Origin of the sequence: Maribacter algicola (genome assembly GCF_003933245.1) — a bacterium.
Taxonomy (GTDB): Bacteria; Bacteroidota; Bacteroidia; order Flavobacteriales; family Flavobacteriaceae; genus Maribacter; species Maribacter algicola.
The window spans coordinates 1,078,439-1,095,205 of the sequence record NZ_QUSX01000002.1 but is presented as its reverse complement, the minus strand read 5'-3'; the positions used below and the strand labels follow the sequence as shown (position 1 = coordinate 1,095,205).

Genomic DNA, 16,767 nt, shown 5'->3' with positions numbered 1-16,767 from the left:
AATCGAAGAATATGGATGACATTAATACCTCGTTTGGACCCGGATTGATTATCCAGTAGGATATTTTGTTTTTCCATTCTTTTAGACTTAAGCACCATTTTGGATTGGAAGCCATCATATCGGCAGGGCAATACTCATATCCAATTTTGTTGAGGCCTTTGTTCACTTTTTTGGAAAACTCTAGAAAGTAATTTGTGGTGCTGGACAACTCTTCTTCGGGCACATCCTCAAAAACCAGGGCATTGTCCTGGTCGGTATGCAGCAATTGTTCACCACGGCCTTGGCTTCCCAGGGCGAGCCATGCAAAGTTTACGGGTGGTGGAACCTTCATGCGTTCTAAAGAAATTGCTATCACTTGTTTGATACAGGTATCGTTCAACTCGGAAATTATCTTGGAAGTCAAGGCCATAGGCAGGTTTTGTTCCAGATATCCGTTTAAAAGCATCATGATGCTTTTACGAAGCTCCTTGACCTGTTTTATTTTTTTGGCCCTTTTGATTGCCTTTACGATTACAGAGGGATTGTCCCCAAGGGATACCATGATATCGTTTTTGGATATAATCCCTACCGGTTCACTATTTGTGGTACCGTCTTTGGTCAGAATTAAATGGCTGATGCCATTTTTCATCATGGCCATTTGGGCCTGGGCGATAGTAATTTTTTCGGGATACGTAATAACGGGGGAGGACATGATATTCCTGACACTTGAGGTGATGGGAAAATCCCCGGTCACCACTTTATTTCTTAAATCTTTGTCCGTGACAATGCCTATAGGCAATTCATTTTTACATATTAGAACCGAACCAATACGATACTTTGTCATTATCGCCGCCGCTTTTTGGATGGTGGTTTTTGGTTCGCAGGAAACTAATTTTTTAGAATATCGGATGGGCTGAAAATCATCGATGACCAAACTACCTTGCGCATTCAAAGTTGTGGAAATACCTGATTTTTCCAATTTCCTTGTCTGATTGTACGGGTTACGCGTATTGGAGGCGAAACTTTCCGTCAAAAAGTTGGAAACACGTTGATTGGATTCTGAAATAGGCCTGAAAACTGCGATGGGAATGGCATATAGAATGGATTCTTCAAAGGCCCTAGCCTCCAATTTGTAATTCTCTTTGGCTATCAATGGCCTAAGACCAAAAATATCGCCTTCGTCACAATAATCGGTAATGGATTTTAGATTTGGATTAGTAAGTTCGATAGCCCCTTTATGTACCACATAGAAATATGGATGTGCTTCCTCCTCAAAGGAGAAAATCAGACTTCCCTTTTCCTTATAAATGATGGACACTTGTTGGGATATTTCCTCCAAGAGCTTTGTTTCCATAATGTTAAAGGGCGGGTAATTTTTAAGAAAATCAGCAACGCGCTCAGAAATAAGGTTTTTCATGCTTTAAAAATTTGTCACTAGCAATCGCTCAGGAATACGCCAACGGCCAAACCTCCTTCAGACGTTTCCTTATATTTGGAACTCATATCCTTGGCGGTCTCCCACATAGTCTGGACCACTTTGTCCAAGGGAACCTTGGCTTCGGCAGGATCAGACCCCAATGCCAATTCCGCTGCATGGATGGCCTTGATCGCTCCCATGGAATTCCGTTCTATACAGGGAATCTGTACCAGTCCGCCTATAGGGTCGCACGTAAGGCCCAGATGGTGTTCCATGGCAATTTCAGCGGCCATAAGGACTTGTTCCGGTGTTCCTCCCAAAAGTTCTGTCAGGGCACCTGCCGCCATAGCGGAAGAAACTCCAATTTCGGCCTGGCACCCGCCCATGGCAGCGGAAATGGTTGCTCCTTTTTTAAATATGCTTCCAATCTCTCCGGCAACGAGTAAAAACTGTTTTATGTGTTCAAAATTCCCTCCATGGTTCTCAATGACCAAATAATACATGAGAACTGCAGGTATTACGCCCGCACTGCCGTTGGTAGGGGCCGTAACAACCCTTCCTAAGGAAGCGTTTACTTCATTTACGCTAAGTGCAAAACAACTTACCCATTGCAAGATTTGCCTGAATTTTACTTCAGTTTGTCTAATGGTCAGTAACCATTCTTCAGGGTTGGAGTAGGGAAGGGCACCTTTAAGGTTTTCATGAAGTTCGAACGCCCTCCTTTTTACGTTCAGTCCGCCAGGTAGTTTTCCTTGGGTATGACATCCTATATACATACACTCCAGCATCGTGTTCCAAACCCTATGGATCTGAAGGTCGATATCTTCGTTGGACCTTAACGATCTCTCATTCTCCAAGACTATTTCAGAAATGGATTTTGAGTCTTTTTGACAGATAGCCAATAATTCGTTTCCATTTTCTATCGGATACGGAAAGGTGTTAAATGCTTTGTCCTTTTTCTTGGCATTCTTACGTTCTTCGACTACCACAAATCCTCCTCCAATGGAATAATACGTTTTGGAGGTTTTTTTTCCATCCGGCAGACAAGCTTCAAACTTCAGACCGTTGGCATGGAAAGGAAGGAACTTTCTATGGAAAATAATATCTTTTTCCGGTTCGAAGATTAAGGTTTTAACCCCTCCAAGTTTTAGTTTTTGGGTGTTTTTTACATCTTGTACCAATCCATGAATATCCTCTATGGCAATCGTTTCTGGGTCGGTTCCCAAGAGCCCTAAGATAATGGCATAGTCCGTGGCATGTCCCTTACCTGTAAGCGAAAGCGATCCATATACATGAACGGAAATGGATAGCACTTTATCAAACCGCTCCTCTTCTTTAAGTTCCCCAATCCATCGTTCCGCGGCCCGCCATGGTCCCAAAGTATGGGAGCTGGAAGGGCCAATACCTATTTTAAGCATGTCAAAAATACTAATGCTTTCTCTTTGCCGCATATTCTTTAATCTAGTCCAATACTAATGTACAAAGTTAGATTAAGGTAGTTTATGATTTCTTTTTTTGATTTCGGTAAATCGGGCCAAATTATTTAAGATTAGGATTAAATGACATCCTGTCAGTTTTTCCCCCTTGGCATATTGTTTGTCATTTACATGGTGATTGAAAAATTAAGCACTTAAATTTTAAAACATATAAAATGAGTAAAATTATTGGAATAGATTTGGGTACTACCAACTCCTGTGTCTCCGTGATGGAAGGGAATGAGCCGGTAGTAATTCCAAACGCAGAAGGTAAAAGAACAACGCCGTCCGTTATTGCTTTTGTGGATGGTGGTGAAATTAAGGTTGGTGACCCTGCAAAAAGACAGGCTGTAACCAATCCACATAAAACTATTTACTCCATAAAGCGATTTATGGGGAACAAATTTTCCGAGTCGGAAAAGGAGGCAAAAAGGGTTCCTTATAAAGTAACGAAAGGCGATAACGATACGCCTAGGGTCGATATCGATGGAAGATTGTATACTCCGCAGGAACTATCTGCCATGATTCTTCAAAAAATGAAGAAGACCGCTGAGGATTATTTGGGTCAGGACGTTACCCGTGCCGTGATTACCGTTCCGGCCTACTTTAACGATTCACAGAGACAGGCTACCAAAGAAGCTGGCGAAATTGCCGGACTTACCGTTGAGCGAATCATTAACGAACCCACGGCCGCCTCTTTGGCCTATGGTTTGGATAAGAAGGATACTGATCAGAAAATTGTCGTATTTGACTTTGGTGGTGGTACGCACGACGTATCCATTCTAGAATTGGGAGACGGCGTCTTTGAAGTATTGGCTACCGATGGTGATACCCACTTGGGGGGTGATGATGTGGACCAAAAGATAATCGATTGGTTGGCCGAAGAGTTCAAGGCAGAAGAAGGATTGGATCTTCGTGACGATTCCATGGCCCTGCAAAGATTGCGTGAGGCGGCGGAGAAAGCGAAAATCGAATTGTCCTCTTCATCACAAACAGAAATCAACTTGCCATACGTAACCGCAACGGCCACAGGTCCTAAACACTTGGTGCGGACGTTGACGAGGTCTAAATTTGAGCAGTTGATTGCTGATTTGGTAAAAAGGACCATAGAGCCTTGTGAAAAAGCATTGAAGTCTGCCGGACTTTCCAAAAGTGATATTGATGAGATTATTTTGGTAGGTGGTTCCACAAGGATACCAGCGGTACAGGAAGCCGTTGAGAAATTCTTTGGCAAGAAACCTTCAAAGGGTGTAAACCCTGATGAGGTTGTGGCCATCGGCGCCGCGATTCAAGGTGGTGTATTGACAGGGGATGTAAAAGATGTACTTTTGTTGGATGTAACGCCTTTATCTCTTGGGATTGAGACCATGGGTAGCGTAATGACAAAATTGATCGAGGCGAACACCACGATTCCTACAAAGAAATCCCAGGTGTTTTCTACGGCAGCTGATAACCAGCCATCGGTTGAAATTCATGTGCTTCAAGGGGAAAGACCCATGGCAGCCGACAATAAAACAATTGGTAAGTTTCATTTGGACGGTATCCCACCTGCACCAAGGGGAACACCTCAAATCGAAGTAACGTTTGATATTGATGCCAACGGTATTATCAAAGTTTCTGCAACCGATAAGGCCACCGGAAAATCACAGGACATTCGAATTGAAGCTTCTTCAGGATTGACAGAGGAGGAAATCAAAAAGATGAAAGCCGAAGCCGAGGCGAATGCCGAAAGCGATAAAAAGGCGAAGGAAAAGGCTGATAAACTGAACGAGGCAGATGGAATGATATTCCAAACAGAAAAGCAGCTGTCAGAGTTTGGGGATAAATTGTCCGATGACAAGAAAAAACCAATTGAGGACGCTTTGGCAGAGCTGAAAACTGCGTACGAATCTAAGGACTTGGCACTAATTACCCCAGCGTTGGATAAAATCAACGAAGCTTGGAAGGTTGCTTCTGAGGAGATGTACAAAGCTCAAGCAGAAGCACAACAAGCCGGAGGGAATGCAGCGCAAGGGGAACCTACTGCTGATGGAGGTAATGCATCTGAAGGTGATAACGTTGAGGATGTAGATTTTGAGGAAGTCAAGTAAAAGGCTACTCGTAAATAACAAATATGAAGAAAAGGGGCGATTTATATCGCCCTTTTTTATTTTGGAATGTAATTTGTTATGCTTGGTAATTGAGTTAATTTTGTTGTATGGTAAAAAGCTACCCGAATTTTTTTTTATTGATATTATTGGTCCTGCCTTTAGCATCATTTACTCAAGAAGTAAGGATTTTTACATTGTCAGATTTTGATTTGAAGGATAGTGTAAAAACCTGTCTTGTAAGTACAAAATACGGTAAAGAGGAGTACGATTTTAATCGAAAGGGGTTGCTAACTAAATCGGTTACTCGATATAATGAATCAGATTATGACGTGGTATACTACAAGTACCAGGATAGTCTTTTGCTTGAAAAGCGATCTGAAACTTATAGGGATAATAAGTTTGACCCAAGTACTTCCATTGCACACTTTTTTGAATTGGACACCACCGAGAACAGAAAGATTACGGAAAAAATTATTTCCTATGACAAGGAATTTTTGGATCAATACGTTTACTTCTATGACGATAAAGGTGATTTGTCGAAAATAGTCAGGACCAACAACGAAGGAACCGACGAAACTCTGGTGGAATACAAGAAGTTTAAAGGTGAATATACCATTACCTATTTATTGAACGGGGTACCTTTGAAATCTATTAGAACGTCCTTCCAGAAAAAAAATGGGGCGAATCAAAAAATTGTACTTACAAAGGAATTTTTAAAAGGGGATGCCACTAAGGCCTATGAGGAAGTGTTTGGGGCCAATGAAAAGTTATTGGCTCAACAGGAATTTGAATTTGATATGGCGACAAAAAAATTTGTACCTACTGTGAGGACTACTTTTGATTATGACGAAAATGGTATGCTGATAGAGGAAATAACAAGGGGCGAAACCATTTTGGACAAAAAGGAATATATATATCAATACGATCAGGAAGAAGGCGGCAATTGGGTCAAGCAGATAATAACCCCTGAAAATTCATATATCACACGAAAAATAACCTACTACAAGCAAAAAAATAATAAATAGATCAAACTCTGTTGTTTTCCCATTCTTCTCGCAACAATCCGTAACAACACGTATTTCGCTTAAAACCATCCAAAAGGTAGACGTCTTTTCTTAGAATTCCTTCCAATCTGCATCCCAGTTTTTCTACCGCTTTTCTTGATCGTATGTTTCGCTCATCCACCCTAAATTCCACTTTCTCGAAATCCAAATCGGTAAAGGCATAGTCCAACATTAACTTTTTCATTTGTGTATTAAGGCCGGTTCCCTGAAACTCTTTACCAATCCAGGTAGAACCTATATGAAGCACTTTGTTTTTCCAGTGTATGTTCATGTAACGGGTGCTTCCTGCATATTTATTTGTTCTCTTATCAAATATTATAAATGGTATACTTGATTTCTGTGCTTGTTGTTCCAAGGCAGTAAGGACATAATTTTTAAGTGCTTCAGGAGTTTCAATGTCCGATGGGGAAAATTGTACCAGTTTCTCTTGCGAGGCTATGGGAAGTAGGTATTCATAGTTCTCCAATGTTAAAGGTGATAGTTTCACCCTAGTATTTTCTATTACTATTTCCATATCAATCGGCTATGGAGTTAATAATTTCTTTTTTTAGTTCGTGGCCACCGTTAAAGGTAATCTGTTTTGCTTTTCCCTGAAATAGTATTTCCAATTTTACGGTTTCCTCTTCCATTCTTTTAGTATTGATGTACTCGTCCTTTGTTCCGAATATGGAGTATACCTCTGTACCTTCTTTTACAAGTCCTTCAAAATCCTTGAAGTTCAGTTCCTCAGGAATACCCCCAGCATATAAAATCAATTTGGAACATTTTAGGTCGGTTCTTGCCAGAAGTCTTGTTGCAATAGAAACCCCTTGTGAAAATCCAAACACGATTAAATGGCAACGTTTAGGAATATTTTCGGTTGCCAACACCTTGTCAATATAATTCATTACGTTTTCGGTTTCTTGATTTCTATCCACACGGGTCAACCAACTTGCTCCCACATGCCTATATTTTCCATTCAAATAATATTTTGAGGGTGCCTGGGGTGCGATGATATAGTTTTCTTCTTTATCCAAGTCTTCGAAATATCTAAGGAAGTATTTACTTAAAAAGCCTATGCCATGAAAAACTAGCCAAACATTCTTGGTTTTGGGGCCAAGTTCATTTAAGGTCTCGTAGGTATTGGTATGTTGGTATCGGACTTGTTTTATTTTGGTTTGCATAAATGAGTGGTCTCTATTCTTGCCTTGGCAATACTATTCCTTAATTTTACAAAAAAAAAGCATGGGCGAACACAAAGATAAGATACTTGAGGTCTGCAATAACTCTTCCAAGAACACCCTAATGGAAACATTGGGCATTACCTATGTGGATGTAGGGGAGGATTTTCTAATTGCTAAGATGCCGGTAACCCCCAAGGTACATCAGCCGGACGGTGTGCTCCACGGAGGGGCAACAGTGGCCTTGGCAGAGAGCGTTGGGAGTATGGCCTCCTATATTTTTCTAAATGCCTCGGAGTTTTTTGTAAGGGGCATCGAGATTTCTGCCAATCATGTAAAAAGTGTAAAGGAGGGTTTCGTTTATGCGAAGGCCTCGTTTATTCATAAAGGTAGGACCACACAGGTTTGGGATATTCGGATTACAAACGAACAAGAACAACTAATATCTAGTTGCAAGCTCACCACAATTGCCCTACCAAAAAAATAAGATGGCTAATTCCTTATTTGAAAAAGCCCAAAATCAAATGATGCAAGGGCTTCCATTTGTACTCTACAAAAAACCCAAGGAATCGTATGTCAAGGGTATTTTTCAATTGAGTGCAACCCTTCATTCGGTTATTGATTTTTCCGAAAGTGGTTTTGTGTTTGCTCCTTTTGATACGGCTAAAAAACCTTTGCTCATGATACCCGATGAGGTTGTCACAGAAGCAATACAATCAGAAAAGTCGTCCCTAAAAAAAAATCTTGTAAGATCGGAGCATCTTGATTCCAAGCCTTTTGAAAGTATTGTTTCAAAGGCAATCGATTCCATAAGGTCAGGGAAATTGGAAAAGGTCGTACTTTCGAGAACAAAGGACGTTCCTATTTCAATTTCCATTTTTGCCATTTTTCAACGATTGATCAGTAGCTATGGAAGTGCCTTTTGTTATCTATGGTATCATCCAGAAGTAGGTACCTGGCTAGGTGCCACCCCCGAAATATTGTTGAAAGTAAGGGGTGATGTCTTTATAACGATGTCACTTGCCGGAACCCAACTTGTAAGTGGGGACGATACGATACCGGTTTGGGGCAAGAAGGAATACCATGAACAACAAGTGGTTACGGATTATATAGAACAGTCTTTGAAGGATGGCGTGACTGACCTAAAGATTGGGGACTTGGAGACGGTTAGGGCCGGACACTTATGGCATTTACGAACCAAGGTTTCAGGTCGGTTTATAAAGGAAAAATTAGGCACATTGATAGAATCCCTGCATCCCACACCGGCGGTCTGCGGTATACCAAAGGAAAGGGCCAAAAAATTCATTAGGGAAAACGAGCCTTATGATCGTATGTTTTATACGGGATATTTGGGAGAACTAAACCTGAAGAATGAAGTGGATCGAAGTGCCAACACCAGGAATACGGAACAAAAAGCCTATAGATCCGTCATGGATGCAACAGAGCTTTATGTCAATTTGCGATGTATGAAAATGAACGGAAATAGGGCAACGTTATTTGTTGGTGGTGGAATTACCTCAGATTCTGACCCTTGGAAAGAATGGGAGGAAACAGAAAATAAGAGCCAAACCCTTTTGAGTGTCCTGTTAGATTAAGTGCAAAGCTATTGGTTTTTGACGATCAGAGGTCTTATTTTTGTAGTTGATGAAGTACTCCAATATACCTGTTGCCCAATCCATAATAGGGCATTGTAAAGTCAATGGAATTAATAATGTAATCATTTCGCCTGGCTCCCGAAATGCTCCTTTGACCTTGACTTTTACAAATGACTCCTTTTTTGAATGTTATAGTATTGTGGATGAGCGCTGTGCCGCGTTTTTTGCGTTGGGGATGGCTCAAAATTTGAGGAGACCGGTAGTTTTGGTATGTACATCGGGGAGTGCCCTGTTGAATTATTATCCTGCAATTGCGGAGGCCTATTACAGTGAAATACCGTTGGTGGTCATTTCGGCGGACAGGCCCTCCTACAAAATCGATATTGGCGATGGACAAACCATCCGTCAAGATCATGTATACGATAGGCATATAGGGTATTCCGCCAATTTAAGGCAAGACCTCAGCCATTCAACGGAAAAAATCAGAAGGTATCGCCCTACTTGGGTTGACTCAGTGGACTTAGAAGAAGGGCAGGGAATCGTGCAGGCTTTTAATCAGGACGAATTGAACAAGGCTTTGTCCATCGCAATTCAAAATAACCTACCGGTACATATCAATGTTCCTTTTGAGGAACCATTGTATGGTGTTGAGGAAGTGGAATTGGAGCTTCCGGTGGCCGTTCGACCTAGGCAGGAAATCGTAGTTGACAGTCTTATGGATTTTGTGGAAATTTGGAATAATGCCGAAAGAAAAATCATATTGGTAGGCGTCAACCACCCAGATTCCGTAGCTCAGGATATCCTGGACGCCATTGGCAACGATTCTTCCGTAATAGTTTTTACGGAAACTACCTCAAACCTCCATCATGACCATTTTTTTAATAGCATAGATTCTATATTGGCACCTATTGAGTTGAGTAAGGAAAAGGAATCTCTTTTTAAAGATTTAAGACCTGAACTTTTAATTACCATAGGCGGGCATGTAGTGTCAAAAAAAATCAAGGCGTTTCTAAGGGAATATTCTCCTGACCATCACTGGCATGTAGGACCAACTCATGCGAATGATACTTTTTTTTGTCTAAGCAAGCATTTTAAGGTCTCGCCCAACGAATTTTTCGAAAGAATGTATTCTCCGTCAAAGGGTGGTTCTTCCAATTATTTTCAAAAATGGAATACGGTCAGGCAGAAATACAGGAATTTAAGGGAAGACTATTTAGGGCAAATTCCATACTCAGATTTTTTAGTTTTTGACCATATATTGAAGTCGGTTCCAAAAAAATATCAATTGCATTTGGCGAACAGTTCTACAATACGGTATACCCAATTGTTTGAATTGGATTCCTCGTTGAAAGTATTTTGCAATAGGGGCACTAGTGGTATAGATGGTAGTACGTCAACTGCATTGGGAGCTTCAATCCATAATGAATCCCCAACTGTATTAATTACCGGAGATCTCAGTTTTTTCTACGATAGTAATGCGTTGTGGAACAATTATATGAGGAGCGATTTCAGGATTATACTGATAAACAATGGGGGAGGGGGGATTTTTAGAATTTTACCCGGTAGAAAGGATTCTGAAATGTACGAACGTTTTTTTGAGACAACTCATGGACTTAATGCCTTAGATCTGTGTAAAATGTTCCATATAGATTACAGTACCGCAAAGGACGGTAAAAGCCTACAAAAGGTACTTAAGGATTTTTACAAAACTGCTGACTTTCCAAGACTTTTGGAGGTGCAAACCCCTAGGCTTCTAAATAATAAAATTTTGACGGATTACTTTCATTTTATATCTTAGGGAAAATATTAACTATTAACTAATTAAGACACTAAAAAATTATGAGTAAAAGAGACGATCTTATTGAAAAATACGCAGCAGACATCAAGGATAAATTTGGTGAAACTGCTGACATGGATTTGCTTACCAAAGTAACTGTTGGCTTGGGGCCATCCATTTACAACCTTGACGCCTCCAAAGTGTCTGGAGGTGATGAAAAAGAGCTTGAGACCGTAAAGAACAATTACCTAATAAAAAAATTAGGTCTTAGTGACGGTCCACAATTAATGGATGCTATTAAATCCGTAATGGACAAATATGGATCTGCCAACAGAAATAAACATAGGGCTGTGGTTTATTACATGCTTTGCAAACATTTTAACAAGGCTTCCGTATATTAGAATATTTTCATATTTGATAAGAGGTCGTTTCTATGAAACGGCCTTTTTTTATTTTGTATAGTATCCCATATTACTTCCCTAATTCACGTAATTTTGTACTATGATAGAAATTGGAAGAAAAAATGATTTGAAAATCCTAAGGGATACCAGTGTAGGTTTATTTCTAGGCGATGAGGATGGTAACGATATTCTATTACCCAATAAATATGTGCCCGAATCCTACGAGATAGGACAAAATATTGAGGTATTCTGTTATTTGGATTATGATGAAAGACCAGTGGCTACAACCCTGGAGCCGGATATCATGTTAGGGGAGTTCCGGTTATTGCAGGTTGCCGAAGTAAATGAATTTGGCGCTTTTTTGGATTGGGGTCTTGAAAAACACTTATTGGTTCCTTTTAGGGAGCAACGAAGTAAAATGAAACAGGGTCAGTGGTATGTTGTTCACTGTTACCTCGACGAAAAAAGCGGACGATTGGTTGCTTCCAATAAATTGGATAAATTTTTAAGTAACGAGAACCTGGACCTTAAGGAGTGGGAAGAAGTGGATTTGGTCGTTACTAGACAAACGGATTTGGGTTGGGAAGTAATCGTTAACGAAAGACATAAAGGGTTGGTCTATTTCAACGAAGTTTTTAAGACGGTCAATATTGGGGATGTCATTCCAGGTTGTGTAAAAAGAATTAGAAACGATAATAAAATAGATATCTCACTGCAACCCCTTGGAAGTAAGGTATTGGAACCTGCTGCTACTAAAATATACAATGTCCTAAAGGAGAATGGAGGTTTTCTGCCTTTACATGACAAGTCGGATCCCGAAGAAATTAGGGATATGTTGCAGATGAGCAAAAAAACCTTTAAAAAGGGACTAGGTACTTTATATAAGGAGCGAAAGGTTGATTTGGAAAATAATGGTATCCGTTTGGCTACCTAGTAAAAGGAGAATATTTAATGTATTAAACACTTGGTGCTCAATTTTTTAATCTGAATTATACAACATTATATTTTGTCCAGTATGCCTTTAGCCCTATTTTTGTCATGGTAGTGGGAAGAAGTGTAATTCCAACTCTTTTTTTACTTACATTTAAAGTAATTTTAAGATTTAAATTAGTTAGCATATGCCCTTTATCGAAGAAAGCGATCTTTTAGAGTTGCATAAAGACATTGACAAGGCTCAAATAATCAATGAACGGCTTCTAGACCAGATAAAATTTAAAAATAAGGAGCTAAAAAGAAGTAAGATACAGCGAAACATTTTTGCTGGAATTACGGCTTTTTTCTTAATTGGAGGCTTGGCACTTACATCTTTTACTGCCGGTTTGAATACGTCCAATTCACTGGACAAACAGAACAACAACCTTCTTGTATCCATAGATAGCTTGGATGCCATAAAATCTAGGATTGATAACTTAAAGGCGCAAAACGACGAACTAAGCTTGGTAAAGGAATTTTATCTGGCAAAACAATTCCTTGAAAAGGAAAAAATATATTCGGTCCAGGTCAAGTCTTTTGTTGATAATAATGTAACGCTCGCTTCTGAGGCATTGACCAACACCTTGTTCGTAAAAACGAATCCGTTTTACTCCTACTCCCTAGGTACTTTTGAAACCTTGGAAGAGGCCAGGTCCTTTAGGCAACAATTGGTAGCTCTTGGTTTTGAGGATGCTTTTGTGGCTTCCTACAAAGAAGGCAAAAGAGTTCAAATAGAAGATCCTTATTAGTGAACCAGGTAAGGGCGTGGATAAACGCCGCAAGGTTAAGGACACTTCCACTTTCCGTCTCTGGAATACTGGTTGGTGCTGGGTTGGCTTCCTTTTATGGTAGTTTTCAACCAGTCATTTTTTGGTTGGCGATTCTTACCACGATCGGATTTCAGGTCACTTCAAATTTCGCCAATGATTATGGTGACGGAATAAAGGGAACCGATAACCAAAATAGAATTGGTCCTAAACGCGCCTTACAAAGTGGACTTTTAAGCAAAAGCGCCTTGAAGAAAGGTATAATCGTATCCATTGTCATTGATTTTCTGTTAGTTTTAGTCCTTTTGTTTGTTTCATTTGGTATTGAGGAATTATTATGGACCATGCTTTTCATTTTTTTGGGGGTATTGAGTATTTGGGCGGCCATCAACTATACCATTGGCAAAAATGCCTATGGTTACAATGGATTGGGAGATTTATTTGTCTTTGTCTTTTTTGGATTGGTAGGCGTATTAGGTAGTATGTTCCTATTCATAAAAACAATCCCTGTTCTTGCAGCATTGCCGGCAATTACCGTTGGGCTTTTAAGTGTTGGTGTGCTCAACTTGAATAATTTGAGGGACCATCGATCTGATAAGGAATCCGGTAAGAATACCTTGATTGTCAAAATGGGATTTGCACGTGGAAAAATCTACCACCTCGTCCTGCTATCGGTCGCTTTTCTATCCCTTCTTATTTTTTTAAACCTCACGGCCAAGAGTTGGTGGGGCTATTTTAGTTTGCTGGCATTTATTCCAATTTTCTTGCATTTTAGAAAGGTTCAAAATATTACCGATCCAGCTTTGTTGGACCCTGAGCTCAAAATTCTGGCGTTGAGTACTTTTTTAATGGCCGTGCTCTTTTATTTTAGTTATCACAATTTTTTGTAGTTTTGGACGTTAACCCACTAAACCACACACAATTTTGGAACAACCTATTAAAATACTTATCGTAGAGGACAACGTAATCATTGCAGATGATATGCAGTCCATGTTGGAGGAAATTGGTTATGAAATTGTAGACAATGTTATCGTTTATGAACAAGCGGTTGAAGTATTAAAAACCCAACAAGTAGACCTCGTCCTTATTGATATCATCCTAGCTTCGGATAAAACAGGAATCGATTTAGGGAAACATATAAGGGAAAATTATGATATCCCGTTTATTTTCGTAACATCAAATTCAGACAGGGCCACAGTTGAAAATGCAAAAACGGTAAAACCTAATGGGTATCTGGTAAAACCTTTTGAGCAACAGGACCTTTATACTTCTATAGAAATAGCTTTATCCAATTTCATATATGGAAAACAGGCTTCTGGAAAGACAGCTTCAAATTCGGAAGAGTCAAATGAAGATGTTCCCATGAGCAATTCCATCCTTAAGGATTCCATTTTTGTCAAAAAGCAACATCTTTACTATAGAATACAATTTGGTGATATCCAATTTATCAAGGCGGACAATGTCTATTTAGAAGTAAATACGGCAGACAAGAAATTTTTGGTGCGTTCTCCTTTAAAGGATTATCTGGAAAAATTGCCCTCAAATAAATTTTACAGGGCACATAAATCCTATATAGTTAATGTAGATCATATTGATGCAATTAACTCAAAAGATATATTGATAAATAACACCCTAATACCCATCTCAAAGGATTTCAAGGAATTTATTATTTCCGCTATGAATTCTTAAGCTGTTTGGAGAATTTACAGTAGTACCTTCCTGTAATTTTATCGATAAAGTGTTTGAAAAACCAGTTGAAATAACATGTTTTTCGTTTAATGGTTACTTCACAACAAAAAATCGGCTTTATACAACATTAAGTCCAAACCTGGCTTTCTAAATAATATTTTTGTAAAACAGGATATTGTTCAATATCATTGGTACAAATGGTATGAATTGAATTTGATGAAGGTAAGCTTTTCGGATGTTTCGAATCTATTCTTAGCAGGACCTAAATATTGAGAATATCCATTTTAAAAACTTGAATTGGTGGGTAAATGGCATAGTTAACTTGGGGTAATACAATCTTTACAGTCGTTTTTGTTAGTATTGTTGATCCACGATACTAAAGTATGTCCGTCACCTTGTTTTGAGCATGATATGAAAAAAGGCTTTTTGGTACTATTTATTGGTTTTTTTTGTTTTTTGTTGGCTCCTTCGGAAGTTAAAGCACAGGATGTACCATCACAAAGCGAAAATTATTTCCAACAGTTTAAAGAACTGCCCGATTCCAAAAGCCGTGTCGATTTTTTCTTCGATACCTCAAACAGGTACAATCAAAATTCCGCCTATGATTGGTTGGACACTGTTAACGTATATTTAAACAGCTCGCAAAAAACTAGCGATAGTACCTCGGTATCTGAATATCGATTGATCCAATCACAAATCTATTATGATTTAGGTGATTATGAGAAGAGTTTGGCTATAGCCAAAGATCTTTATGAGGCTATGGAGGAGTTTCCTTTGGAAATGAAGTCTTTGATTCTCAATATCATGGACAATGACTATTCCAAGCTAGAGCTATTCGACAAGCAGATAGAAATCCGTAGGTATAAAAGAGAACTGGGATTAGCTGAAAACGTATCCTTTTATGATATTTATTCCAGTCTAGGTCAGCATAGGAAGGCTATGGAAGACTATATGACCGAGGAAAAGAAAAATATTGAGGATGGTGATTTTTATGCCCAAGCGGTTTATAACAATAATATTGGAAACTACCTTAGGTTGGATAAATCCACACCCACGGCATTGAGTTATTTTAAAAAGGCCAACGCGCTAATTGATGTATATTTTAGTGATATACTAAATTCCAAGACCGCAAATCAAATAAACGAAGGCAATCATTTAAAAGGTGTAATTCTCGGAAATATTGGTAAGTGCCATGTGCAATTAAAGGAATATCAAAAAGCAATACCTTTTTTGGAAGAAAGTATTGAATTGATAAAAAAGTACAATACGGGAAAAGTTACTCCAGATTTGGTGGAAAACACCTTGGAGATAGCGGAGTGTTACCTTCAGCTAAACAACTATGAAAAAGCTACGGATTATTTGAGTAATGACCTAACACCGGTAAAGATTAAGAACATCCTTAAAAGGAACCGATTGTACGCTTCCTATTACGATAGAACCGGAGACTTTAAGAGTGCCAATGAGTACCTTAAACAAAATAATAGAATTAGGGACTCCTTGGAGGACAATGATACCAATATAAAGAGTCAGCAGTTGGAATCCGTTCTCAAACAAGATCTCGAGAATTCCAGAAAAATGATGGAAGCCCAGAAAGCAGACTTGGAGAAATCCAGGAACGAAATTATTGAAAAGGACGAAAAAATTAGTCTTGTTTTTATCTCCTTGATTTTTACCCTTTTAGGGTTTTCGGGACTGGTATATGCTTATTTGAAAAGTATTAAAAACCAAAGACTGATTGCGGAACAAAAGCATTTTATAGAAAATTCCTTGATTGAAAAGGATTCCCTTTTAAAGGAGATTCATCATAGGGTGAAGAACAATCTTCAGATGGTATCCAGTCTTTTGAGCCTTCAAACGAAAAATACCAAAAGTAAGGCGGCCATTATGGCTTTGGAAGAAGGAAAGAGCAGGGTGAAGGCCATGGCTTTGATCCATCAAAAACTATATCAGAATGAGGACTTGTCCGTTATAGAAATGCAGGGCTATATTGAGAGTTTGATCAATAGTGTACAATCGGTCTATAAAAAGGGAGGGCATAACATTAACATTACCATAGATGCCGAAGGTGTTGAGCTGGACATTGACCGTGCGATTCCCTTTGGACTTATTTTGAACGAATTGGTATCCAATTCATTTAAATATGCCTTTCCCCATGATGAGGAGAATGGCAAGATCTACATACACCTCAGAAAAACCCAGGGACAAGAAGGATTTTTTGAATATACGGACAATGGGGTGGGGCTTCCAGAGGATTCTGATGAAAGGGCTAATTCTTCTATGGGCATACGCCTGATGAATCGCTTGGCAAACCAATTACAAACTACACTTAATATAGATAGAACCGCGGAAGGGGTGCGATTTTGGTTCCATTTCAAGTAAGC

The 16,767-nt window shown here is 39.2% G+C and carries 14 protein-coding genes and 1 pseudogene; 11 read left to right on the top strand and 4 right to left on the bottom strand.

The features are described 5' to 3' along the window. Positions 1-94: 94 nt before the first annotated feature. A pseudogene (locus tag DZC72_RS18070) lies at positions 95-1,333 on the bottom strand (DUF294 nucleotidyltransferase-like domain-containing protein); the annotation flags it as partial. An 80-nt stretch (positions 1,334-1,413) separates the two neighbouring features. Then, positions 1,414-2,847, bottom strand: coding sequence for an L-serine ammonia-lyase (locus DZC72_RS14015; RefSeq protein ID WP_243641749.1), 1,434 nt, complete (start codon positions 2,845-2,847; stop codon positions 1,414-1,416). Between the two features lie 200 nt (positions 2,848-3,047). Here DZC72_RS14015 and dnaK point away from each other — a divergent pair, with 200 nt between their 5' ends. Together dnaK and DZC72_RS14005 are read left to right on the top strand one after the other, a co-directional pair. Then, positions 3,048-4,961: a molecular chaperone DnaK gene (dnaK, locus tag DZC72_RS14010; protein WP_125223528.1), complete on the top strand. Its 1,914-nt coding sequence runs from the start codon at positions 3,048-3,050 to the stop codon at positions 4,959-4,961. 107 nt (positions 4,962-5,068) lie between these two features. Further along, entirely contained in the window at positions 5,069-5,986 is a 918-nt protein-coding gene (locus tag DZC72_RS14005; protein ID WP_125223527.1) for a hypothetical protein, read from the top strand. Position 5,987: 1 nt separating this feature from the next. On the opposite strand, the gene DZC72_RS14000 is transcribed toward DZC72_RS14005, so the two are convergent. Both DZC72_RS14000 and DZC72_RS13995 read right to left on the bottom strand, forming a co-directional pair. Then, entirely contained in the window at positions 5,988-6,539 is a 552-nt protein-coding gene (locus DZC72_RS14000; protein ID WP_125223526.1) for a GNAT family N-acetyltransferase, read from the bottom strand. A 1-nt stretch (position 6,540) separates the two neighbouring features. Further along, positions 6,541-7,188, bottom strand: a complete 648-nt coding sequence (locus DZC72_RS13995) for an alpha/beta hydrolase (protein WP_125223525.1) — start codon at positions 7,186-7,188, stop codon at positions 6,541-6,543. A gap of 61 nt (positions 7,189-7,249) precedes the next feature. On the opposite strand from DZC72_RS13995, the gene DZC72_RS13990 reads away from it, so the two are divergent. The 9 genes from DZC72_RS13990 to DZC72_RS13950 all read left to right on the top strand — a co-directional run bounded on the left by DZC72_RS13990 (position 7,250) and on the right by DZC72_RS13950 (position 16,765). Next, positions 7,250-7,672 carry a PaaI family thioesterase gene (locus tag DZC72_RS13990; RefSeq protein WP_125223524.1) on the top strand — a complete coding sequence of 141 codons (423 nt, stop codon included), beginning with the start codon at positions 7,250-7,252 and terminating at the stop codon, positions 7,670-7,672. 1 nt (position 7,673) lies between these two features. Next, the gene (locus DZC72_RS13985) at positions 7,674-8,780 is read left to right on the top strand and encodes a chorismate-binding protein (protein WP_125223523.1); all 1,107 of its coding nucleotides are present in this window, start codon (positions 7,674-7,676) and stop codon (positions 8,778-8,780) included. A 49-nt stretch (positions 8,781-8,829) separates the two neighbouring features. Further along, positions 8,830-10,578: a 2-succinyl-5-enolpyruvyl-6-hydroxy-3-cyclohexene-1-carboxylic-acid synthase gene (gene menD, locus DZC72_RS13980; protein WP_125223522.1), complete on the top strand. Its 1,749-nt coding sequence runs from the start codon at positions 8,830-8,832 to the stop codon at positions 10,576-10,578. Positions 10,579-10,619: 41 nt separating this feature from the next. Next, a complete protein-coding gene (locus DZC72_RS13975; protein WP_125223521.1) occupies positions 10,620-10,958 on the top strand; it encodes a DUF2853 family protein in 339 nt (112 codons plus the stop codon). 100 nt (positions 10,959-11,058) lie between these two features. Continuing rightward, positions 11,059-11,892 (top strand): CvfB family protein, encoded by an 834-nt coding sequence (locus DZC72_RS13970; protein ID WP_125223520.1) that lies wholly within the window; start codon positions 11,059-11,061, stop codon positions 11,890-11,892. Between the two features lie 184 nt (positions 11,893-12,076). Then, on the top strand, positions 12,077-12,679 hold the full coding sequence (locus DZC72_RS13965; RefSeq protein ID WP_099547262.1) for an SPOR domain-containing protein: 603 nt from the start codon (positions 12,077-12,079) through the stop codon (positions 12,677-12,679). Continuing rightward, positions 12,679-13,587, top strand: coding sequence for a 1,4-dihydroxy-2-naphthoate octaprenyltransferase (gene menA, locus DZC72_RS13960; protein WP_125223519.1), 909 nt, complete (start codon positions 12,679-12,681; stop codon positions 13,585-13,587). The genes DZC72_RS13965 and menA overlap by 1 nt, the downstream gene beginning before the upstream one ends. 34 nt (positions 13,588-13,621) lie before the next feature. After that, positions 13,622-14,386, top strand: a complete 765-nt coding sequence (locus DZC72_RS13955; protein ID WP_125223518.1) for a LytR/AlgR family response regulator transcription factor — start codon at positions 13,622-13,624, stop codon at positions 14,384-14,386. Between the two features lie 411 nt (positions 14,387-14,797). Beyond that, positions 14,798-16,765, top strand: coding sequence for a sensor histidine kinase (locus tag DZC72_RS13950; protein WP_125223517.1), 1,968 nt, complete (start codon positions 14,798-14,800; stop codon positions 16,763-16,765). The last annotated feature ends 2 nt before the right edge of the window (positions 16,766-16,767 follow it).

Coding starts and splice junctions, on each gene's coding strand:
- DZC72_RS14015 (WP_243641749.1), bottom strand. CDS start 2,847: ATGCGGCAAAGAGAAAGCATTAGTATTTTTGACATGCTTAAAATAGGT.
- dnaK (WP_125223528.1), top strand. CDS start 3,048: ATGAGTAAAATTATTGGAATAGATTTGGGTACTACCAACTCCTGTGTC.
- DZC72_RS14005 (WP_125223527.1), top strand. CDS start 5,069: ATGGTAAAAAGCTACCCGAATTTTTTTTTATTGATATTATTGGTCCTG.
- DZC72_RS14000 (WP_125223526.1), bottom strand. CDS start 6,539: ATGGAAATAGTAATAGAAAATACTAGGGTGAAACTATCACCTTTAACA.
- DZC72_RS13995 (WP_125223525.1), bottom strand. CDS start 7,188: ATGCAAACCAAAATAAAACAAGTCCGATACCAACATACCAATACCTAC.
- DZC72_RS13990 (WP_125223524.1), top strand. CDS start 7,250: ATGGGCGAACACAAAGATAAGATACTTGAGGTCTGCAATAACTCTTCC.
- DZC72_RS13985 (WP_125223523.1), top strand. CDS start 7,674: ATGGCTAATTCCTTATTTGAAAAAGCCCAAAATCAAATGATGCAAGGG.
- menD (WP_125223522.1), top strand. CDS start 8,830: ATGAAGTACTCCAATATACCTGTTGCCCAATCCATAATAGGGCATTGT.
- DZC72_RS13975 (WP_125223521.1), top strand. CDS start 10,620: ATGAGTAAAAGAGACGATCTTATTGAAAAATACGCAGCAGACATCAAG.
- DZC72_RS13970 (WP_125223520.1), top strand. CDS start 11,059: ATGATAGAAATTGGAAGAAAAAATGATTTGAAAATCCTAAGGGATACC.
- DZC72_RS13965 (WP_099547262.1), top strand. CDS start 12,077: ATGCCCTTTATCGAAGAAAGCGATCTTTTAGAGTTGCATAAAGACATT.
- DZC72_RS13950 (WP_125223517.1), top strand. CDS start 14,798: ATGAAAAAAGGCTTTTTGGTACTATTTATTGGTTTTTTTTGTTTTTTG.